This is a genomic window from Pantoea sp. X-Soil-TKNS-1207 (genome assembly GCF_059730485.1).
In genome coordinates, this window is sequence record NZ_AP035958.1 from 3465809 (window position 1) to 3487476 (window position 21668).

Consider the following 21668-nt stretch of genomic DNA (forward strand, 5'->3'; position numbering starts at 1 on the left):
CGTCACACTACGTATTTAAGCATAGCCACTCTCCCCGATACACCCCGCCTGCCGCAAGGATATTTTGCTGCCACCGCAATAATCGTTCACATTTTCTAATGGTACTTTCCACTAAGGTCTCGTCCCATTCTTTAAACACCCCCGTTTTTTCGCGCTACGCTTGTAGGCATATGTGATCGTCATCGCGCTTTCGTGGTGCATCAATCAGTAAAGGAAATTTCTGCATTGCCGATACCCCAAATGGATTGCCTGGTGATGTGTTGTCATTCTTCAGATGGGGAAAGCGTATGCGATGGCTCATGGCCCTGACTGTCTGCTGCCTGAGCGGCTGTTCGGTCGGACATTACGAGTACAGTAAAGAAGCCGAAAAACGGGTCGATATGACCATCACCGGCATACCCACGGTGTTGGGTGTCGGTGCGCTGGGTACCACCATTCCTCTCACGCCTGAGTACAGCCTGACGGCGGCGCATGTGGCGAAATATTCGTTGTATCGGGTGAAGGCCTGGCACCCTGAGTGCGACCTCGCGGTGGTGTACCATAAAAACACCGAGGCCGACCTGCCTCCTCATTTCCGCAACAGCCATATTGGCGACAACGTTAATCTCTACGGTTACAGCTTTATTTCCGCCATGCCGGTGACATCAAGCGGCAAAAACCTGATTAACACCACGCTGGCGAATGACTGGAACAAAGCCGATTGTGTGGTGGTCGCCGCCAATGCGGGCGTGGTGAAGGGGATGTCCGGCGGCGCGGTGTACAACGCCAGCGACGATACGCTGGCCGGGGTGATTATTGGTTACAGCAGCCGTATCAACGATAACAAGAGCGGCAAGACGTTGTATAAGGATGTGGCGCTGTATGTGCCGTATTCACGTTTTCAGATGTGGCTGGATGGGGTGATGAAATCGTAGCGCAGTGCGGCCATATTGACGGTCGCCATCAATGGCGACCCTACCCATAACACGATGTAGGGTGCGTATTTATACGCACCTGGGCGATAACACCACGTAGGGTGCGCATTTATGCGCACCTGGATAATCGCGGATCCAATCAGGCCGGCACCCAAGGCCCCTGCAAACTGACCTGCGGGAAGCCGCCGGTCAGGATACGCAGCTCGGCATCGCGTGGCGTGTTATCACCCTGCCCCTGAATGCTGACGATATCCTGCGGACAGGCGGAGAACGCCACGAAGCAATCCATCTCGGCGCGCAGCACAATATAGTCACCCGGCCTGGTCACCACCGGCAGTGTCTTCAGCGTGATGCCGTCCGGCTGTACCTGAATATTCATAAAGATATTGAAAGAGGCGAGATTGCCGTGCGGCAGCTGTACCCCCAGCTCCGCCAGACCTTCATGCAGATTGTCGTGGCAGTTGCGGTGCGGTTCGGTGCAACCCAGCAGCTCATAACGGCGCGCATCACAGGCGGCCATAAAGGTGTCGTGCACCCCTGGTGAGGTATCCGCCACCAGCGTCAGAATCGGATGGCGCTGGCTGGTAATAAAGCTATCCCCCACTTTTGGATTAAGACGCTGATTCCAGACGCGCGTCGCCTCCATACACATATATTCGCTCACGTCCTCCGCGTTATAAGCCCAGCAATCCACCACCTGCGTACCGTGCAGGTTAATCACCTGCACCGCTTCGCCCTTGTTGAGGCGCACCGCTTTGCCGTAGCGTGCCGGGATAGTGAGGGTTTCACGATGCTGAAATTCAGCCGACATAATGTTCTCCAGATTAATGCTGCATACCGCGGCGATAGCGCGTCATGCGGGATTCAAGACAGCGCGCCAGCCAGTCGATCAGGCTGTTCAGCAGCCAGTAGCAGAGCGCTACCGTCAGGTAGATCTCCAGCGGCGCGTAGGTATCAGAAATCGCCTGTTTGGCGGCGTACATAAACTCCTGCACCGAGACAATCGACAGCAGCGCAGAGTCTTTAATCAAACCAATGGTCAGTCCGACCAGCGGCGACAGCATTTGCGGCAGCGTCTGCGGCAGCACCACATCGCGCAGCTGCTCGCTGCGGCTGAGGCCCAGCACCCGACACGCTTCCCACTGACCTTTCGGCAACGCGGCAATCGCCGCCCGGATCACCTGCGCGATATAGGGCGCGTAATAGAGCGTCAGCGCCAGCACGCCCACCACCGGCGACGACAGCGTGATGTCATATTCCGGCAGCACGAAATAGAGCAGGTAAATCACCACCAGCAGCGGCAACGCGAGGGTTAAACCGCTGTAAAGATTGAGGATGCGCAGCCAGAACGGCGGAGCACGCATCAGCATGGCGGCCATCAGCGCGCCCCACAGCAGGGAACAAAGCGCCGCCACCGCGCACAGTTGCAGCGTGGCGACCATGCCGTCCCCCAGCGACGGCAGCGAGGTAATAATTGCCTGCCAATCCATTATGCCAGCCTCCGTTTCGCTTCCAGCCGACGCGCCGCGCTAATCAGCGGCAGCGCAATCAGCAGATAACCTGCCGCCACCAGCAGCAGCACCTGAGTCGCGTCGTAGGTGCGGGCGATAACAATCTGTCCGGCGTAGGTCAGCTCGGTCAGCGCCACCACCGAGGCCAGCGGCGTGGTTTTCAGCAGGATGGTGAACTCATTGACCAGCATCGGCAGGCTGGCGCGCATTACCTGAGGATTGATGACATACCACCAGGTCAGCGCGCGGCTTAACCCCAGCGTACGTGCCGCTTCCAGCTGACCGCGCGTCACCAGACTGCGGTTAACGCGCAGGATTTCCGCCACATACGCACCACTGTTCAGACCAATCGCCACCACAGCTGCAAGCATCGGCTGACCACCCAGCCCGAGACGCGGCAGAGTAAAAAACACCACAAACAGCTGAACAATGGCCGGGGTGCCGCGCATCAGGCTAACGTAGAGACGCCCGATGGCGCGCCAGATCCAGGCCCGGCGCAGTTGCAGGAAACAGCCGAGCTGTCCCATCACTACGCTCACCAATGACGCCAGCACCGTCAGCACCAGGGTCATCAGCAGGCCGTGCGCCAGTTCCGGCAGCGCGGCCACTACCTGTTGATCCAGCCCCATCGCTTACTCCGCGTTAAAAATCCGTCAGGTTTTCCGCCACCGCCAACTGCAACGGCGCGGGCTGATCGTTGCCCTCAATGCCGGTGTTGCAGGCGGAGACGATGAACTGCGTGTCCATCACCACGCGGCAGGTAATACTGTCGCCGACTTTGGTCAGGTTGGTTTCCGGCAGGATGTCGCCGGCACGCGTCAATTTAACGTGCATAAACAGGTTGATAGGGTCTGGCAGCTTGGGCACCGTCATGCCAAGACGCGCCAGTTCGTCGCTCACCGCTTCGATGCAACCCTGGCCGCCATAGCCCCGCTCCGCGAGAAACGCGGTAGTCGAACCGGGCAGCAGCAGGTCATGACGTTTTACGCTGTCTTTGCCCAGCACCATCATCGGACGACGGCGGTTGTTGACCAGACGCATCCCCGATCCCAGCAGATAGCTGTTGCTGAACACGCGGGTATGGTGCACCGACAGCCATACCGCCGGGTCCTGCAAACTGAAACCAAACAGTGACGCTACCGCCCCCTCGCCCAGCGCCGTGATGCGCAGCAGCTGACCGCGCAACACGCGAATCGACGCGACGCTCCCGGCCGCCACGGTGACCGGCGCGGCCAGCAGGCGATCGGCAGTTTCAGCAAAATTTTCACGCATTAACAGCATGGGGCATCTCCTCTGCGTGATAGTGGTCGCTGACGCGAATATCGATGGGTGTTACCTGCAAACCGTTACCAGGAATGATGTCCTGCGGGCAGGACGACACCGAGCAAATCAGGTCGCACAGGGCTTCAAAGGTGATGCTGTCGCCCGCCTTACTGTTCGGATCGGTGACTTCCATGCGGCCATCGGCGGTTACCGGGCCGTTCTGGAACAGGTTAAATGGCTCCGGCAGGGTGAAATAGGTCACACCAAAATCTTTCATCCCTTCCAGCAGGTTATCAACGCAGTTGCGATGCCCTTCCACGCCGAAATCTACGCTGAAACGGGTGCGATCGCAGGCCGGTACGTTGGCATCATGGATACCGATGCTGTCGGCGATGATGCGCAGCAGCGGACGGTTTTCACTCGACCAGAGCGCATCGCCCGGTTTGAAGAACAACGAACGCAGATGCTGGCGGGTGTGCACCGGCGACAGCTTTTCGTTCAGGTTGTCGGCATTGACCGCGACGAAATCCGCGGCCTGCTGCCCTTCACTATCGATAACGGTAATAAATTGCCCTTTGCGCACACGGAAGGTTTTGCCGTGGCCCGCAGCAACCGTCAGGCTTGACTGACACATAGTTACTCCTGAGGAATGAAATCGCTGGCCGGTACGGTGAAGGTGGTGCCGAGGTACTGCTGTTGCAGTTTGCTCAGCTCGCCATCTTTCTGCATCGCCAGAATATGGTCGCTCAGGGCCTTGTTCAGGCTGCCGTCTTCTTTACGCGTTGCCCAGCCCATCCACTGTGACGGACCGACTTCGCCGACCTGTGCCACTTTGCTCGGGTACTTTTTCACCACCGGCGCCAGCACCGAGATATCGTCGTAGACGAAATCGGCACGTTTGGTCATCAGCGTGCTGACAGTCTGATCAAGTGAATCCACGCTGATGATGGTGATCGGTTTTTTCCCGTCTTTTTTCAGCTGCTCGTTAAAGCCTTTCAGCAGCTGCTCCGGCACGCTGGCGGTTTTCACTGCACCGCGCAGACCCGACAGGCTCTCCGGGCTAAGGGTTTTCCCTTTGAAGGTTTTGACGTCACCTTCACGCACCAGCACGCCGTTCACGGTTTTGCTGTACGGCACGGTGAACAGCACTTTTTTCGCGCGTTCGGCGGTGACGTTGAGAGAGGAGCCTTCGGCGTTGAAGGAGCCGGAAATCAGGCCCGGCAAAATGCCGCTGAAGGCGGTTTTCTGAAACTCCAGTTTCACTCCGAGATCTTTGGCGAAGGATTGCATGATCGCCACGCTGTAGCCGGTGATCGCGCCGCTGTCGTCGGTGTATTCATAAGGCGGAAAAGTGGGGTCGATGCCGACGGTGATTTTGCCGCTGCTTTTGATGTCAGCCAGCGTGTCGGCTTGCGCCTGCGCCAGCGTACCAACAGACAAAAGTGCGGCAATTAGCCATGCTGTTTTTTTCATTATGGTGTTTCCCTGGTGTTGGTGAAATGTCTTTTTCTACTGAGCATATTTTGTGCCAGCTTTTTCACACCCGGCTTGAGTCAGTAGGTCACCTCACCACTTTTTTCAGCATAATCATTGAGAAACGATTGTTTCTTTATTTTTAGATTTAATTTCTATGATTTCATTCACGGTGAAACGCGGGAAGTACGCGGCGTGGGCATTGCACCAAAATGGTGAAATGGCTGGCGCAAAATGCGCCAGCACGGCGCATTATTCGAGTTCGTCGAGGGACTGGTGCAGCGCTTCGATCTGCGCCAGGTAATCATTGCTGGCTTTGCCCATCTGGCGGGCCACCAGCGAGCAAAGCAGATTGCAGACGCCCGAGAGCGCGACGGTGCTGTCAAAAATCAGGCTGCTGTCGGTGTGGCAACGCACCACCCACTGCGCGTGGCGCGCCGGTTTACCGGACAGCACATCGGCAAGATAGAGCATCGGCACCTGATGCTCCGCCAGCGCGTTCATCGCCGCATCCAGCGCCGGCATACGACGACGCAGGCCAACGCAGATCGCCACATCCTGTTCGCCAAGCGAGGCCAGATGTTCCGCCAGCGAGTCGCCGGGGCGCGGCAGCAGCCGCACATCGGGATGCACATGCAGCAGATCGCGATAGATCAGCTGCGCAATGGTCTGGCTGTGACGCCAGCCCATCACCACCACGCGTCGCGAGCGGGCGATGGCAGCAACGGCTTGCTGCAACTGGGCGCTGTCCAGCGTCCGGTAGCTGTTCACCAGGTTGGCGATCTCTTTTTCCAGATGCTGCTGCATGATGCTGTCGAGCGGTGAAGCGCTGGGCGCAGGTTGCAGATAGAGTGGCGATCCGCTGCTCTGCATCTCGCGCGCCTGACGGCGGGCGGCTTCGTAGCTTTCATAGCCGAGATGGCGAAAAAAACGGGTGGTGGTGGCTTTGGAAACCCCGGCGCTTTGCGCCAGTTCGGTGGCGGTATTCATCGCCAGCTGCCCTGGCGCAGCCAGCAGTACGTCAGCCAGCCGCTGCTCGTGGCTGGAGAGTTGATCCCAGTGCTGACGAATCCGGCCTTCTAGCGATGCCGCTTTTGCACTCATGGCGATTCCCTGAAAATAAAAAAACCATCCTGCATAGAGCGTGCCGGGTTGTCATCTGGATTTTTATGGGGAAATAAAAAAGGTCGGCATAAATGCCGACCTTTTGCTGCCGTAATGGCGCGATTATTTACCTGACGGACGCAGCGCCGGGAACAGAATCACATCGCGGATGGTATGGCTGTTGGTAAACAGCATCACCATACGGTCGATACCGATGCCCAGACCCGCAGTTGGCGGCAGGCCGTGTTCCAGCGCGGTAACGTAATCTTCGTCGTAGAACATCGCTTCGTCATCGCCCGCATCTTTGGCATTCACCTGTTGCAGGAAACGCTCCGCCTGATCTTCTGCATCGTTCAGCTCGGAGAAGCCGTTGCCGATTTCACGACCGCCGATGAAGAATTCAAAGCGATCGGTGATTTCCGGGTTCTCGTCATTACGACGCGCCAGCGGCGACACTTCAGCCGGGTATTCGGTGATGAAGGTCGGCTGAATCAGATGCGCTTCGGCGGTCTCTTCGAAGATCTCCGTGACCACACGGCCCAGACCCCAGCTCTTCTCCACTTTGATGTGCAGAGATTTGGCGATCGCGACCGCTTTGTCGAAGTCATCCAGATCCGCCAGATCGGTTTCCGGGCGGTATTTCTTGATCGCTTCACGCATGGTGAGTTTTTCGAACGGCTTGCCGAAGTCGAAGGTGTTGTCACCGTACGGCACTTCGGTGGTGCCGAGCACATCCTGCGCCAGGGTACGGAACAGGCTTTCGGTCAGCTCGATCAGATCTTTGTAATCCGCATACGCCATATAGAGTTCCATCATGGTGAACTCTGGGTTATGACGCGGCGAAATTCCTTCGTTACGGAAGTTACGGTTGATCTCGAATACGCGATCAAAACCGCCCACCACCAGACGCTTCAGATACAGCTCCGGCGCAATACGCAGGTACATATCGATGTCCAGCGCATTGTGATGGGTGATAAACGGACGCGCTGACGCACCGCCTGGGATCACCTGCATCATCGGGGTTTCCACTTCCATAAAGTCGCGACCGACCATGAACTGGCGAATGCCGGCCATGATTTTGGAACGCACCAGGAAGGTGTGACGGGATTCGTCGTTGGCGATCAGATCCAGATAACGCTGACGATAACGGGTTTCCTGATCGGCCAGGCCGTGGAATTTGTCCGGCAGCGGGCGCAGAGCTTTGGTCAGCAGACGCAGCTCGGTACAGTGGATCGACAGCTCGCCGGTTTTGGTTTTGAACAGCTTACCGCGTGCGCCGAGGATATCGCCAAGGTCCCACTTCTTGAACTGTTCGTTGTAGATGCCTTCTGCCAGGTCATCACGCGCCACATACAGCTGAATGCGGCCGCCAACGTCCTGCAAGGTGACGAACGAGGCTTTGCCCATGATACGGCGGGTCATCATACGACCGGCCACGCTCACCTCAACGCCGAGGTCTTCCAGCTCTTCGTTGCTTTTCTCGTCATAGCTGGCGTGCAGCTTATCGGAGGTGGTGTCACGGCGGAAATCGTTAGGAAACGCCACGCCAGTTTCACGCAGCGCGCTGAGTTTTTCGCGACGCGTTTTCAGTTCGTTATTTAACTCAAGTGCGGCGTCAGCGCTCTGCGGTTGTTGTTCAGACATGTCGGTTCCTTATAGCCCTGCTTTTAAACTTGCTTCAATAAAACGATCAAGATCGCCATCCAACACCGCCTGGGTGTTGCGGGTCTCTACCCCGGTACGCAGATCTTTGATGCGCGAATCGTCCAGAACGTAAGAACGGATCTGGCTGCCCCAGCCGATGTCAGATTTGTTATCTTCCGCCGCCTGCTTCTCAGCATTTTTCTTCTGCATCTCAAGCTCATACAGCTTCGCTTTCATCTGCTTCATGGCCTGATCTTTGTTCTTATGCTGCGAACGGTCGTTCTGACACTGGGTCACCGTACCGGTTGGAATATGGGTGATACGCACCGCCGATTCCGTACGGTTAACGTGCTGGCCACCCGCGCCCGAAGCACGGTAAACGTCAATACGCAGATCCGCCGGGTTGATTTCGATATCAATATCGTCATCCACTTCCGGGTAGATAAAGGCTGAACTGAAGGAAGTATGACGGCGGCCGCCGGAGTCAAACGGGCTTTTACGCACCAGGCGATGGACGCCGGTTTCGGTACGCAACCAGCCGAAAGCATAGTCGCCAGAGACGCGAATGGTGGCGGATTTCAGACCGGCCACTTCACCTTCTGACTCTTCGATAATTTCAGTTTTGAAGCCTTTGGCTTCTGCCCAGCGCAGGTACATGCGCATCAGCATACTGGCCCAGTCCTGGGCTTCGGTGCCGCCGGAACCGGCTTGCAGGTCGATATAGCAATCGGCGCTGTCATATTCGCCGGAGAACATACGGCGGAATTCCAGCTCGCCCAGCTTGGTTTCCAGCACGTCGAGTTCGGCAATGGCTTCATTGAAGGTCTCTTCGTCGTCGGCTTCAACCGCCAACTCCAGCAGACCCTGTACATCTTCCAGGCCCTGATGCATCTGGTTCAGGGTATCGACGATGGCTTCTAACGACGAACGCTCTTTACCCAGCGCTTGCGCACGCTCAGGTTCGTTCCAGACGTCAGGTTGTTCCAGCTCGGCGTTTACTTCTTCGAGGCGTTCTTTCTTGGCATCGTAGTCAAAGATACCCCCTAAGAACGTCGCTGCGCTCGCTGAGGTCCTGAATACGATTTTTGACCGGATTGATTTCAAACATGGCTTTTCAGTCTTTTTTGACGATTCGGTGAGAGGAGGAAAATCTAACGCGCTAGTCTAACCGAAAGCGCGTCTGGTTTGTATCCCCGTCATACTTCGGGCTGCTGGTGCGTTGGTTACGCGCGTTCTCCCCGGTCACTTACCTGGGTAAGCGGCCGGGGATGCCTTCACTTGCCGCCTTCCTGCAACCCGCATGATTTAAGCCTGCGGCCACAGATGGTCGATAATCAGCTGTACCGAACGGTTGCCGCGATACTCGTTGATGTCCAGCTTGTAGGCCAGTTGAACCTGACGCACGCTGCTGTCTGGCCACAATGTAGTATCGACGTTAAAAGCGATCCCATCCAGCAGCGGGCCACCGCCCACCGGCTCGACCATCACCTTCAGATGACGTTCGCCCACCAGGCGTTGTTGCAGCAGTTTAAAGCGCCCGTCAAACACCGGCTCAGGAAACGCCTGGCCCCAGGGGCCGGCTTCACGCAGCAGTTCGGCGGTTTGCAGCGAGAACTCCTGCGCGCGCAACTCGCCATCTGACCAGATCACGCCCTGCAACGCTTCGCCATCCAGCCATTCGTCAATCAGCGTGGCAAAGCGCTGACGAAACTCGTCGTAACGCGCCTCTTCCAGCGACAGTCCGGCGGCCATGGCGTGACCGCCGAATTTGATCATCAGGCCGGGAAACAGGGTGTCGAGTCGTTCCAGCGCATCGCGCAGATGCAAACCCGCAATCGAGCGACCAGACCCTTTCAGCGTGCCGTCACCCGCCGGTGCAAAGGCGATCACCGGACGGTGAAAACGTTCTTTCAGGCGCGAGGCCAGAATGCCGACCACGCCCTGGTGCCATTCGGGATGATAAAACGCCAGCCCGAGCGGCAGGTCGGTGTTCTGACGCTCCAGCGCCTCGCACAACGCCAGCGCTTCGCTTTTCATGCCCTGCTCGATCTCTTTGCGCGTCTGATTCAGCGCATCCAGCTCGTTCGCCAGCATACGCGCCTCGCTGATCTCTTCGGTGAGCAGCAGCGCGACCCCGACCGACATATCATCAAGGCGTCCGGCGGCGTTAAGACGCGGGCCGATCGCAAAACCAAGGTCGCTCGCCACCAGCTGACGCGCATCGCGATTGGCGATCTCCAGCAAGGCGCGAATACCCGCACGGCATTTCCCGGCACGGATACGGCTCAGCCCCTGCCACACCAGAATGCGGTTATTGGCATCGAGCGGCACCACGTCCGCGACGGTGCCCAGCGCCACCAGATCGAGTAACTCCGCCAGATTGGGTTCGCTGCGCCCCTCGCTGAACCAGTTTTGCGTGCGCAGATGCGCGCGCAGCGCCAGCATCAGGTAAAAGGCAACGCCCACCCCGGCCAGCGCGCGCGATGGGAAGTCGCTGTCGCTCAGATTCGGGTTAACAATGGCTTCAGCGGCGGGCAGCGTTTCGCCAGGCAGATGGTGATCGGTGACCAGCACCGGAATGCCGTGCTGATGCGCGGTATCAACCCCCGCGTGCGACGAGATGCCGTTATCGACGGTGAGGATCATCTCGGCACCGCGCGCGCGCGCCTGCTCCACCACTTCCGGGCTGAGACCGTAGCCATCTTCGAAACGGTTTGGCACCAGGTAATCGATATTGCCGCCGAGGCTGCGCAGCGCCAGCACCGTCAGCGCGGTACTGGTGGCGCCATCGGCATCAAAATCGCCAACCACCACGATGCGACGACCTTCGCGCAGCATCTGGTGCAGCAGGGTGACGGCGGCCTCAATACCGCCCAGCGTTTGCCAGGGGAGCAGGTGCTTAGCACCTCGTTCGAGTTCCGCAGCATCACTAACGCCACGTTGCAGATAGAGCCGACGCAGCAGCGGCGGCAGTTCAGCAGGCAAGGTATCGTCGGCATGAACTTCACGCCGACGCAGTTCAACAGAATGGATCACTGTGGATTAACCGCCACTTTTCTGGCCGTCGAGCACCTGCTTCAGCTCCTGCGGTCCCTGATAGCCAGGGATCATCATGCCGCTGTCGGTAAGGATGGCTGGCGTGCCCTGAATACCAAACAGGATGCCGAGTTTGTAATGCTGGTCGAGATCGATTTTGCAGGTGGCCGGCGCATCCATCTGCGGCGCGTTGCCTTTCATCGCTTCATCAAAGGCTTTGTTGCGATCGGCGCTGCACCAGATGGCCTTCATCGCTTTTTCCACCTGACCGTGCAGACCTTCACGCGGGAACGCCAGATAACGAACGGTGATGCCCAGCGCGTTGTAGTCAGCCATCTGCTCATGCAGTTTGCGGCAGTAACCACAGGTGATATCGGTGAACACCGTGATGACGTGCTGCTCCTTCGGCGCTTTGTACACAATCATCTGCGGTTCCAGCGCGGCGACTTTTTTCTCCAGCAGCTGGTTGGTGACGTTGACCGGTTGCGCGCCGCTGACATCGTACAACGGCCCCTGAATCATATGCTTGCCATCTTCGGTGACGTAGAGCACGCCACTTTCGGTCAGCACGGTTTTAATTCCCGGCAACGGTGATGGCTGGATTTCCGTCTGCTGGAGACCGAGTTTTTTCAGCGCTTGCTGGATGGCGCTGTCATCGGCATGAACCAGCCCGGAAAAAGTGCTGACCAGCAGAGCCAGCATCGTTAACTGTTTTTTCATCTCAAATCCTTGTTGCCGCGCGTCAGGCACGCGGATGATGCTGTTGATGTAACTGTCGCAGTCGCTCGGTGGCGACGTGCGTGTAAATCTGGGTGGTGGAGAGGTCGCTGTGACCCAGCAACATCTGTACGACGCGCAAATCGGCACCATGGTTCAATAGATGTGTCGCAAATGCATGGCGCAACACATGGGGCGACAATTTTTCGCTATCGATACCGGCCAGGATGGCGTAATGCTTGATGCGATGCCAGAACGTCTGGCGCGTCATCTGCTGCGCACGGTTGCTGGGGAACATCACATCCAGCGTTTGCCCGTTAAGCAGCCACGGACGACCATGCTCCATATACTGTTCAAGCCAGTAAATCGCTTCTTCACCTAAAGGCACAAGGCGTTCTTTGTTACCTTTTCCGATCACCCGCACCACACCCTGACGCAGGCTGACGTCGCTCAGGGTGAGGCCAACCAGTTCCGATACGCGCAGACCCGTGGCGTAGAGCAGCTCGAGCATCGCTTTGTCGCGCAGCTCAAGCGGAATTTCAATGGACGGGGCCTGCAACAGGCGTTCCACCTGGCTTTCGCTGAGGTCTTTCGGCAGACGCTGCGGCAATTTCGGGGCGGAAAGCAGTGCGCTGGGATCGTCGCTGCGCAGTTTTTCGCGATACAGATATTGAAACAACCGGCGCATGGCACTCAGGGTACGCGCAGAACTGGTGGCTTTATAGCCGCCCTCAACGCGCTCTGCCAGAAACTGCTGCAAATCGAGGGCTTCCAGCGTCAGCAAGGTGCGCTGATGGTGGTGCAGCCAGCCGGTAAGGGTTTGCAGATCCTGCCGATAAGACGCGAGGGTATTTTGCGCCAGGTTACGCTCAATCCAGAGCGTATCCAGAAACTGTTCGATCAGATCGCTGTCTTCCACTCTCTCCCTCCAGCTCGTGAGAAATCGTGCTCATTATGCCTGAAAAGCGCCTGCTTCTGGTACAATTGCGCCAGAGTCAGTTTCAGTCAGAGCATTAATTGCATGAATATCGGCCTGTTTTACGGTTCAAGTACTTGTTACACCGAAATGACCGCGGAGAAAATTCGCGATTTTATTGGTGAAGAATTAGTCACCCTGCACAACGTGAAAGATGACGATCCGTCGCTGATGGAGCAGTACGATTTGCTGATCCTCGGCATTCCCACCTGGGATTTTGGCGAGTTACAGGAAGACTGGGAAGCGATTTGGCCGCAAATCCCGACGCTCAACCTGCGCGGAAAAATCGTGGCGCTGTACGGCATGGGCGACATGATTGGCTACGGCGAATGGTTCCTCGATGCGCTGGGTATGCTGCATGAACTGCTGCAACCGATGGGCGTGCAGTTCGTCGGCTACTGGCCGCTGGAAGGCTACGAGTTTACCAGCCCGAAACCGCTCACCGCCGACGGCAGCCAGTTTGTCGGCCTGGCGCTTGACGACGTGAACCAGTTCGAGCTGAGTGATGAGCGTGTCGAACAGTGGTGCGAACAGATCCTGACGGAGACCGCTGCCCTGCTTTGAAGCCGCGTTTAGCCATCACGCGAGAAGCAGCAGGCGCGCAGCGCGCGCCATGCACCGGGCGGCATATTGTCATGCATCAACCACAGCCGCCTGCGCACGCCCTGCTCATTGCGCAGGTCCAGCAGCACACCAATCGGCAACCAGCCTGGTGCGCGCGCATTGCGCCAGCAAGCGTTATCCAGTCGCCAGTTACCCTGTTGATCCAGCGCCAGCAGTCCGTTGCGCTGATGCAGCTGCCGCTGGTTGCGCCAGCCTTCCACCAGCAGCAGGAATAACAGCGGAACTTTGCCCCATCCCCAGCCTTCTGGCCAGCCGAGGCCCAGCAGCAGCACGCAGCACAACATCAGCATCAGCGCCTGCAACATATGGGCGCTGCGCGACGGGCGCAGATTACATTGCCACCGGACCGCGTTCACGGTTGCGCTGCTGGATCAGTCTGACCATGCGTTTGAACTCGGGATTGGCCGGTTCGCCATGATTCATCATCCAGTTGAACAAATCAGGGTCGTCGCTTTTCAGCAGCGCGATAAACACCTGCTTGTCGGCATCGGTCAGCGAATCATACTCATATTTGAAGAACGGCATGATAGCGATGTCCAGTTCCAGCATGCCACGACGGCAAGCCCAGTGGACGCGGGATTTGTCATGAATATCCATGTGTCTTTTTCCATGGCTGCAAACAGAGGCGCTCAGTGTACCTGCTTTTTTTTGTCGCTGCAGGCACCGCTTAGATTGCTGAGCATCATCGCGCAAAACCCTTTCACACAATGCAGGGTTATCACGCGATTTGTGCGCCCGATTCGGTAAACAGGTTGCAAAGCCGCACTGCTCTTTTAACATTGGAAACAGTGTCTTCGGATGAAACCATAAATCAGGATAAACCCATGCCCATTTTTACCCTTCCACCACGTCAGCCCACTGCGGCGTCACGCCTGCCTTTAACCCTGATGTCACTCGACGAGTGGGCGCTGGTTGCGGTGCAGGGCAAAGACAGCACCTCGTATCTGCAAGGCCAGCTGACGCTGGATGTCGCCGCGCTTGAAGCAAACCAGCATCGCCCGGCGGCGCACTGCGACGCCAAAGGAAAAATGTGGAGTAACCTGCGCCTGTTCCATCGCGGCGAAGGTTATGCCTATCTGGTGCGTCGCAATTTGCGAGACACCCAGCTGACTGAGCTGAAGAAATATGCGGTGTTCGCCAAAGTGACCATCGCAGCCGATGATGATGCGGTGCTGCTGGGCGTGGCGGGTTTCCAGGCGCGTACCGCCCTCGCAAGCCAGTTCCCGACCCTGCCGGATGCGGAGACGCCAGTGGTGCAGCATGATGGCAGCACCCTGCTGTGGTTTGCCCAACCGGCAGAACGTTTCCTGCTGGTCACCACGCTGGCGCAGGCAGAAACGCTGAAAGAGAAGCTCACCGGCGAAGCGCAATTCAATGACAGCACCCAATGGCTGGCGCTGGATATCGAAGCCGGGATTCCGGTGATCGACAGTGCCACCAGCGCGCAGCTGCTGCCGCAGGCCACTAACCTTCAGGCGCTGGACGCCATCAGTTTCAAAAAGGGCTGCTATACCGGCCAGGAGATGGTCGCACGCGCCAAATTCCGCGGGGCCAACAAACGCGCACTCTACTGGCTGGCGGGCAATGCCAGCCATCTGCCGCAGACGGCTGGTTCGGTGGAGTTGCAAATAGGCGACAAATGGCGACGTACCGGCACGGTATTAAGCGCGGTGCAGCTGGATGACGGTGCGGTATGGGTACAGGTGGTGATGAATAACGATCTGGAACCGGACAGCGTGCTGCGGGTGGAAGGCGATGAAGGCGGTAAGCTGAGCATTCAGCCGCTGCCGTACTCACTGGAAGATTAATATTCATCTATTCCGTAGCGGCGCGGTTTAGCGCGCCGCTACGAGTTCCCGCAGTTTTTACATCACGTAGAAGTAAATGGCGCAGAAGTGGCAAACGCTGCCACCCAGCACAAAGGCATGCCAGATTGCGTGGTTATACGGGATACGGCGCGCCACATAGAAAATGACCCCCAGCGAGTAGACCACCCCACCGGCTGCCAGCAGCCAGACGCCGCCCGCCGATAGTTTCGTCGCCAGCTGATAAATCACCACCAGTGATAACCAGCCCATGCTGAGGTAAGTCACCAGCGACAACACTTTGAAGCGATGCGCGATGGTGAGTTTAAAGATGATACCGGCGAGTGCCAGGCTCCAGATCACCACCATCAGGCCATGCGCCAGCGACGATTTCAGCCCCACCAGCAGGAAAGGCGTATAAGTCCCGGCAATCAAAAGATAGATGGCGCAGTGGTCAAATTTCTTCAGCCAGTATTTGGCTTTCTGGTGAGGAATCGCGTGATAAAGGGTGGAGGCAAGAAACAGCAGGATCATGCTGCCGCCATACAGGCTGTAACTGGTGATTGCGGTGACATCCGCTCGCATTTCAACGGCTTGCGTCAGCAACAATACCAAACCAACGATGCCAAACAGGCAGCCCAATCCGTGGCTGATGCTGTTAGCGATCTCCTCTGCCAGTGAATAGCCCTGGGCGATAAGACGGTTCTGTACCATAGGAGTGCATCCTGAAAAACAAAGAAACTGGCTGTACTTTTTCTGTGCACCAGAGTAACGAAGATTAATTTCAGTGTACACATGTACGCTTAAATTAAACTGTGAATCGGTGTTACAACCTGACTTAGGGCAAACTGCCGATGGCTGATGCCAGCCTGCTGATTATCAAAGCGCGGGAAAGTGTCAGGAAGATGACGGCCAGGTCGTGATAAATGACGATCCTGCATGGTTCAGCGGTGCAAGGTCGTCATAAATGACGACCCTACAGGGAGCGGCGTTGCATGGTCGTCATAAATGACGACCCTACAGGGTTCGGCGGTGCAAGGTCGTCATAAATGACGACCCTACAGGGAGCGGCGTTGCATGGTCGTCATAAATGACGCCCCTACAGGGATCGGCGCTGTAGGGGCGCCATTTATGGCGACCATGCCAAAACCGCACAGGCCCGACGGCGCTAGCGCCCACCCGCCGCATCAATAAAAGTGCCGGTGATGTAGGAAGCGGCATCGCTTGCCAGCCAGACGATGGCCTCAGCAATTTCCTGCGGCTGGCCGCCGCGGCCCATCGGGATGGCGCTCGCCACCCGATCCACTCTGCCCGGCTCACCGCCGTCGGCGTGCATCTCCGTGTAGATAAATCCCGGACGGACGCCATTTACACGAATCCCCTGCGCGGCAACCTCCAGCGACAGCCCTTTGGTCAGCGTATCCATCGCACCTTTTGACGCAGCGTAATCAACATACTCGCCGGGCGCCCCGAGACGGGCGGCTGCGGACGATACATTGATAATGGAGCCACCCTGGCCGCCATGATGGGTACCCATGCGTTTTATCGCTTCGCGGCAGCACAGAAAGGTGCCGGTGACATTGGTTGCGAACACGCGTTGAATTCGTTCGGCATCCAGGTCTTCGACCCGACACTGCTGAAACAGAATGCCCGCATTGTTCACCAGCACCTTAAGCCGCCCCTCCAGCCTATCCAGCTGCTGAAACATCTCCAGCACCTGCGCTTCATCACCAATATCGGCCTGCACTGCCAGCGCGCTGCCGCCCTGCGCTTCAATCTCGGCCACAACCTGAAGCGCTTCATCGGCACGCTGACGGTAATTCACCGCCACGGAGTAGCCCGCTTTTGCCAGTAACAATGCAGTGGCGCGGCCAATCCCCCGGCTGCCGCCCGTCACTAAAGCCAGTTCCATATTACCTCCATAAAAAAGGCCGGTTTCCCGGCCTTTGCTTAGATGGTCATCAGTGTAGATTACGCATACTCACTCATGGGAACGCAGCTACAGAAAAGATTACGATCGCCAAATACATCATCCAGACGTTTTACCGTCGGCCAGTATTTGTTGGCGCTGCCGGCCGGGAACACCGCCAGCTCGCGGCTGTACGGATGCGTCCACTCGCCAACAATTTCCATCTGGGTATGCGGAGAATTCACCAGCGGGTTGTCTTCGACTGACCATTCGCCATCAGCAACGCGATCGATCTCCATGCGGATTGCCAGCATGGCATCGATAAAGCGATCCAGCTCAATTTTGCTCTCGGACTCTGTCGGCTCCACCATCAGCGTACCGGCTACCGGGAACGACATGGTTGGCGCGTGGAAACCGTAGTCAATCAGACGCTTAGCGATATCCAGCTCGCTGATACCGGTTTGCTCTTTCAACGGACGAATATCCAGAATACATTCGTGCGCCACACGACCATCGCGGCCGGCATACAGAATCGGGTAGGCCGACTGCAAACGGCTGGCGATGTAGTTCGCATTAAGAATCGCCACCGAGCTGGCCTGTTTCAGACCTTCAGCCCCCATCATACGGATGTACATCCAGCTGATCGGCAGGATTGAGGCGCTACCGAAAGGCGCAGCCGAAACCGCGCCCTGCTGGGTCAGCACGCCATCAATCTGCACCACGCTGTGACCCGGCACAAACGGCGCCAGATGCGCTTTCACGCCGATCGGCCCCATACCCGGACCGCCACCGCCGTGTGGAATGCAGAAGGTTTTATGCAGGTTAAGGTGCGATACGTCCGCGCCGATGTAGCCTGGCGTGGTGATCCCGACCTGGGCGTTCATGTTGGCGCCGTCCAGATACACCTGGCCGCCGTACTGATGCACGATCTGACACACTTCACGGATGGTTTCTTCGTACACGCCGTGGGTGGACGGATAGGTCACCATGATGCAGGAGAGTTTATCGCCCGACTGCGCGGCTTTCTCACGCAGATCGCCGAGATCGATGTTGCCCTGTTTATCACAGGCCACCACCACCACTGACATCCCGGCCATCTGCGCCGATGCCGGGTTGGTGCCGTGGGCAGAGCTGGGGATCAGACAGATATGACGATCGCCTTCGTTACGGCTTTCGTGGTAGCGACGGATCGCCAGCAGACCCGCGTACTCGCCCTGCGCGCCGGAGTTCGGCTGCATACACAACGCGTCATAACCGGTGAGCTGCACCAGCCACTGCGACAGCTGGCCAATCATTTGCAGATAACCGGAAGCCTGCTCTGCCGGGCAGAACGGATGCATCTCGGCAAATTCCGGCCAGGTAATCGGGATCATTTCTGCGGCGGCGTTCAGTTTCATGGTGCAGGAACCCAGCGGGATCATCGCCTGATTCAGCGCCAGATCCTTTTTCTCCAGACTGTGCATATAACGCATCATCTCAGTTTCGCTGTGATGACGGTTGAACACCGGATGTTGCAGAATCGCGTCCTGACGCAGCTGGCCCGCCGGGATGGCGCTGTTTTCCGCCGCAACCGCAGCATCCAGCACCTCAATATCCTGGCCATGCGCGTCGCCCAGCAGGATCGCGAGCAGCGCCTGCACATCTTCACGACGGGTGGTTTCATCAAGGGTGATACCCACGGCGTTATGAATATCGCTACGCAGGTTGACGCCAAAACTCAGCGCACGATTGAGGACCGCCGCTTTATCCGCCACTTCTACGCACAGGGTATCGAACCAGCTGTTGTGACGCAGTTTCACACCGCCATTTTTCAGACCGGCCGCCAGAATGCTGGTCAGACGGTGAATACGGGAGGCAATGCGCTTCAGGCCGACCGGTCCGTGATAGACGGCGTAAAAACCGGCGATATTCGCCAGCAGCACCTGTGAAGTACAGATGTTGGAGTTGGCTTTCTCACGACGGATATGCTGCTCGCGGGTCTGCATCGCCATGCGCAGCGCGGTGTTGCCTGCGGCATCGCGCGAGACGCCGATAATACGGCCCGGCATCGAACGCTTGTGTTCGTCGCGGCTGGCGAAGAATGCCGCGTGTGGACCGCCGTAGCCCATCGGTACGCCGAAGCGTTGCGCGGAGCCAAACACGATGTCGGCACCCTGCTTACCCGGCGCTTCCAGCTGCACCAGCGCCATAAAGTCGGCAGCCACGCTGACCACCACTTTGCGGCTTTTCAGCTCGGCAATCAGGGAGCGATAATCATGCACCTCACCGGTGGTGCCCGCCTGTTGCAGCAGCACACCAAACAGGTCGTCATGGTCGAGCGCTTTTTCTGCGCAGTCGATAATCAGTTCAAAACCAAAGGTTTCCGCACGGGTACGCACCACATCCAGCGTCTGCGGGTGGATGTCGTCGGCGATAAAGAATTTGCTGGCATTTTTTAGCTTGCTGACGCGCTTAGCCATCGCCATCGCTTCGGCGGCGGCGGTGGCTTCATCCAGCAGGGAGGCCGAGGCGATATCGAGGCCGGTAAGATCCAGCGTCAGGGTCTGGAAGTTGAGCAGCGCTTCCAGACGGCCCTGCGACACTTCCGGCTGATACGGCGTATAAGCGGTGTACCAGCCTGGGTTTTCCAGCATGTTACGCAGGATCACCGGCGGCGTAATCACCGCGGTGTAACCCATACCAATCCAGGATTTGTAACGCTGGTTCTGACTGGCAATCGCTTTCAGCTCCGCCAGCGCCTGCTGCTCGGTAGCGGCATCGCCGACGGCGGGCGGGCCAGGCAGCTGGATGTCGGCAGGCACAATCGAACCGATCAGCGATTCCAGTGAGCTGGCACCAATCGCTTCCAGCATGGTGGCCTGTTGCTCCGGCGTAGGACCGATATGGCGCTCAATGAAGGCACCGGTATGTTCAAGCTGGCTGAGAGTCTGAGTCATTAGCAGTAAATCCTGAATCGGGCTGGGCATTAATACGGGCAAAAAAGAAGGTGCCGCACCGCGACACCTTCAGTTACTGGCGCTTATTCGTCGATGGCGGCTTTGTACGCATCGGCATCCAGCAGCGAGTCCAGTTCTGACTCATCGCTGGCTTTGATTTTGAACAACCAACCGTCGCTGTAAGGATCGCTGTTAACCAGCTCCGGTGCATCGCCCAGTTCCTCGTTCACAGCCACGATTTCACCGCTGATTGGTGCGTAGATGTCAGACGCGGCTTTCACCGATTCCGCCACCGCGCAGTCGTCACCGGCGGCAAAGGTCGCGCCCACGTCTGGCAGGTCAACAAACACCATGTCACCCAACAGTTCCTGGGCGTGTTCGGTAATCCCTACGGTGTAGGTGCCGTCGGCTTCTTTACGCACCCACTCATGGCTTTCTTTGTACTTCAATTCGTTTGGTACATTGCTCATCGCCAAATCTCCTGAAAAAAGTTACTGAGCGACCGGCTTACCGGCGCGAACAAAAATTGGTTTGGTGACCTTCACCGGCATTTCGCGGTTGCGGATTTCCACAATCGCCTGCTCGCCAATGCCCGCTGGCACACGCGCCAGCGCAATGCTGTAACCCAGCGTCGGAGAGAAAGAACCACTGGTAATAATACCCTGCTGCGGCTGACCCTGTTCATCGGTGAAACGTACCGGCAAACCGTTACGCAGCACGCCTTTTTCGGTCATGATCAGGCCAACCAGTTTTTCTGTACCTTCGGCACGCTGGGCTTCCAGCACGGTACGACCCATAAAATCACGGTCGCCCGGCTCCCAGGCAATAGTCCAGCCCATGTTGGCCGCCAGCGGCGAAACGCCTTCGTCCATCTCCTGACCGTAGAGGTTCATACCCGCTTCCAGACGCAGCGTGTCACGCGCGCCAAGGCCCGCCGGTTTGACGCCCGCAGCCAGCAGACGCTGCCAGAAATCAGCAGCCTCATCCGACGGCAGGGCAATTTCGTAACCCGCTTCGCCGGTATACCCGGTGGTCGCGATAAACAGGTCATCCGCCTGCACGCCGAAGAACGGCTTCATGCCGGCCACCGCGTCACGTTGTGCCGCGCTGAACAATGACTGCGCTTTTTGCTGGGCATTGGGACCCTGCACCGCAATCAGCGCCAGATCGTCACGCTCGGTCAACGTCACGCCATAGGCCTGGGCGTGCTCGCCGATCCACGCCAGGTCTTTTTCGCGCGTGGCGGAGTTCACCACCAGACGGAAAAAGTCCTCGGTCATAAAGTAAACAATCAAATCGTCAATGACGCCACCGGAGGCATTCAACATCCCGGTGTAGAGCGCTTTGCCCGGCTGGGTGAGTTTGGCGACATCGTTCGCCAGCAAATAGCGCAGGAATTCGCGGGTGCGGGCGCCGCGCAGGTCGACAATGGTCATGTGGGAAACATCAAACATACCGGCATCGTTGCGCACTGCGTGATGCTCGTCCATTTGCGAGCCGTAATGCAGCGGCATCATCCAGCCGTGAAAGTCCACCATGCGGGCGCCGCAGGCCTGATGCTGTTCGAATAGAGGCGTTTGCTGAGTCATAACCATCCTGTAGAAAACAAGTGAGCGTGACGCGCCTGCGTCGCCAGTTGCGGCGGACGCAAACGTTCTCTTTTCGCTGACGTTACCACCGAATGTGGCAATTAACCATAAGGAAAACGAGGGCGAAATCCATGACGTCTTCAGCGAAGCGCCGCACAGAATGCAGG

General features: G+C 57.7%; 22 protein-coding genes. 3 read left to right on the plus strand and 19 right to left on the minus strand.

The genetic code is table 11. The annotated features are described in order from the left end of the window. The first annotated feature begins 287 nt into the window (after positions 1-287). On the plus strand, positions 288-914 hold the full coding sequence (locus tag AC6I8V_RS16140) for a serine protease (protein WP_497843237.1): 627 nt from the start codon (positions 288-290) through the stop codon (positions 912-914). Positions 915-1053: 139 nt separating this feature from the next. On the opposite strand, the gene AC6I8V_RS16145 is transcribed toward AC6I8V_RS16140, so the two are convergent. The 12 genes from AC6I8V_RS16145 to xerD all read right to left on the minus strand — a co-directional run bounded on the left by AC6I8V_RS16145 (position 1054) and on the right by xerD (position 12581). After that, positions 1054-1725 carry a DUF1989 domain-containing protein gene (locus AC6I8V_RS16145; protein WP_497843238.1) on the minus strand — a complete coding sequence of 224 codons (672 nt, stop codon included), beginning with the start codon at positions 1723-1725 and terminating at the stop codon, positions 1054-1056. A gap of 13 nt (positions 1726-1738) precedes the next feature. Further along, positions 1739-2404, minus strand: a complete 666-nt coding sequence (locus AC6I8V_RS16150; RefSeq protein WP_497843239.1) for an amino acid ABC transporter permease — start codon at positions 2402-2404, stop codon at positions 1739-1741. After that, a complete protein-coding gene (locus AC6I8V_RS16155) occupies positions 2404-3054 on the minus strand; it encodes an amino acid ABC transporter permease (protein ID WP_497843240.1) in 651 nt (216 codons plus the stop codon). Before AC6I8V_RS16155 ends, AC6I8V_RS16150 begins: the two co-directional genes overlap by 1 nt. A gap of 13 nt (positions 3055-3067) precedes the next feature. Further along, positions 3068-3706, minus strand: a complete 639-nt coding sequence (locus AC6I8V_RS16160; protein WP_497843241.1) for an urea carboxylase-associated family protein — start codon at positions 3704-3706, stop codon at positions 3068-3070. Further along, positions 3690-4322: a DUF1989 domain-containing protein gene (locus AC6I8V_RS16165; protein ID WP_497843242.1), complete on the minus strand. Its 633-nt coding sequence runs from the start codon at positions 4320-4322 to the stop codon at positions 3690-3692. The genes AC6I8V_RS16160 and AC6I8V_RS16165 overlap by 17 nt, the downstream gene beginning before the upstream one ends. 2 nt (positions 4323-4324) lie before the next feature. Further along, positions 4325-5161: a transporter substrate-binding domain-containing protein gene (locus AC6I8V_RS16170; RefSeq protein ID WP_497843243.1), complete on the minus strand. Its 837-nt coding sequence runs from the start codon at positions 5159-5161 to the stop codon at positions 4325-4327. A gap of 252 nt (positions 5162-5413) precedes the next feature. Continuing rightward, on the minus strand, positions 5414-6265 hold the full coding sequence (locus AC6I8V_RS16175; RefSeq protein ID WP_497843244.1) for a MurR/RpiR family transcriptional regulator: 852 nt from the start codon (positions 6263-6265) through the stop codon (positions 5414-5416). A gap of 123 nt (positions 6266-6388) precedes the next feature. Further along, positions 6389-7909: a lysine--tRNA ligase gene (lysS, locus tag AC6I8V_RS16180; RefSeq protein WP_497843245.1), complete on the minus strand. Its 1521-nt coding sequence runs from the start codon at positions 7907-7909 to the stop codon at positions 6389-6391. Positions 7910-7918: 9 nt separating this feature from the next. Beyond that, positions 7919-9017 (minus strand): peptide chain release factor 2 gene (prfB, locus tag AC6I8V_RS16185; protein ID WP_497843246.1). Its coding sequence is split into 2 segments (ribosomal slippage): positions 7919-8941 and positions 8943-9017, totalling 1098 coding nucleotides; the frame shifts between segments, so codons are not numbered across the junction. A gap of 197 nt (positions 9018-9214) precedes the next feature. Beyond that, on the minus strand, positions 9215-10945 hold the full coding sequence (gene recJ / locus AC6I8V_RS16190; RefSeq protein WP_497843247.1) for a single-stranded-DNA-specific exonuclease RecJ: 1731 nt from the start codon (positions 10943-10945) through the stop codon (positions 9215-9217). A gap of 6 nt (positions 10946-10951) precedes the next feature. After that, positions 10952-11665 (minus strand): bifunctional protein-disulfide isomerase/oxidoreductase DsbC, encoded by a 714-nt coding sequence (gene dsbC, locus AC6I8V_RS16195; protein ID WP_497843248.1) that lies wholly within the window; start codon positions 11663-11665, stop codon positions 10952-10954. 22 nt (positions 11666-11687) lie between these two features. Then, positions 11688-12581, minus strand: coding sequence for a site-specific tyrosine recombinase XerD (gene xerD / locus AC6I8V_RS16200; protein WP_497843249.1), 894 nt, complete (start codon positions 12579-12581; stop codon positions 11688-11690). 102 nt (positions 12582-12683) lie between these two features. Here xerD and fldB point away from each other — a divergent pair, with 102 nt between their 5' ends. Next, positions 12684-13202 carry a flavodoxin FldB gene (gene fldB, locus AC6I8V_RS16205; protein ID WP_497843250.1) on the plus strand — a complete coding sequence of 173 codons (519 nt, stop codon included), beginning with the start codon at positions 12684-12686 and terminating at the stop codon, positions 13200-13202. 8 nt (positions 13203-13210) lie between these two features. Here the strand turns inward: fldB and AC6I8V_RS16210 are convergent, their stop codons facing one another. Both AC6I8V_RS16210 and sdhE read right to left on the minus strand, forming a co-directional pair. Further along, the gene (locus AC6I8V_RS16210; protein WP_497843251.1) at positions 13211-13618 is read right to left on the minus strand and encodes a protein YgfX; all 408 of its coding nucleotides are present in this window, start codon (positions 13616-13618) and stop codon (positions 13211-13213) included. After that, positions 13593-13859 carry an FAD assembly factor SdhE gene (gene sdhE / locus AC6I8V_RS16215; protein WP_497843252.1) on the minus strand — a complete coding sequence of 89 codons (267 nt, stop codon included), beginning with the start codon at positions 13857-13859 and terminating at the stop codon, positions 13593-13595. The genes AC6I8V_RS16210 and sdhE overlap by 26 nt, the downstream gene beginning before the upstream one ends. A gap of 227 nt (positions 13860-14086) precedes the next feature. On the opposite strand from sdhE, the gene ygfZ reads away from it, so the two are divergent. Beyond that, positions 14087-15070: a tRNA-modifying protein YgfZ gene (gene ygfZ / locus AC6I8V_RS16220; RefSeq protein ID WP_497843253.1), complete on the plus strand. Its 984-nt coding sequence runs from the start codon at positions 14087-14089 to the stop codon at positions 15068-15070. 57 nt (positions 15071-15127) lie between these two features. Here ygfZ and trhA read toward each other — a convergent pair whose 3' ends face one another. The 5 genes from trhA to gcvT form a co-directional block, all read right to left on the minus strand. Then, the gene (trhA, locus tag AC6I8V_RS16225; RefSeq protein WP_497843254.1) at positions 15128-15781 is read right to left on the minus strand and encodes a PAQR family membrane homeostasis protein TrhA; all 654 of its coding nucleotides are present in this window, start codon (positions 15779-15781) and stop codon (positions 15128-15130) included. 454 nt (positions 15782-16235) lie between these two features. Beyond that, a complete protein-coding gene (locus AC6I8V_RS16230; RefSeq protein WP_497843255.1) occupies positions 16236-16979 on the minus strand; it encodes an SDR family oxidoreductase in 744 nt (247 codons plus the stop codon). Between the two features lie 59 nt (positions 16980-17038). Next, positions 17039-19912, minus strand: coding sequence for an aminomethyl-transferring glycine dehydrogenase (gene gcvP / locus AC6I8V_RS16235; protein ID WP_497843256.1), 2874 nt, complete (start codon positions 19910-19912; stop codon positions 17039-17041). Between the two features lie 83 nt (positions 19913-19995). Then, positions 19996-20382, minus strand: coding sequence for a glycine cleavage system protein GcvH (gcvH, locus tag AC6I8V_RS16240; RefSeq protein WP_497843257.1), 387 nt, complete (start codon positions 20380-20382; stop codon positions 19996-19998). A 21-nt stretch (positions 20383-20403) separates the two neighbouring features. After that, complete coding sequence (gene gcvT / locus AC6I8V_RS16245) at positions 20404-21501, minus strand: glycine cleavage system aminomethyltransferase GcvT (protein ID WP_497843258.1); 1098 nt, start codon at positions 21499-21501, stop codon at positions 20404-20406. Positions 21502-21668 lie beyond the last annotated feature (167 nt).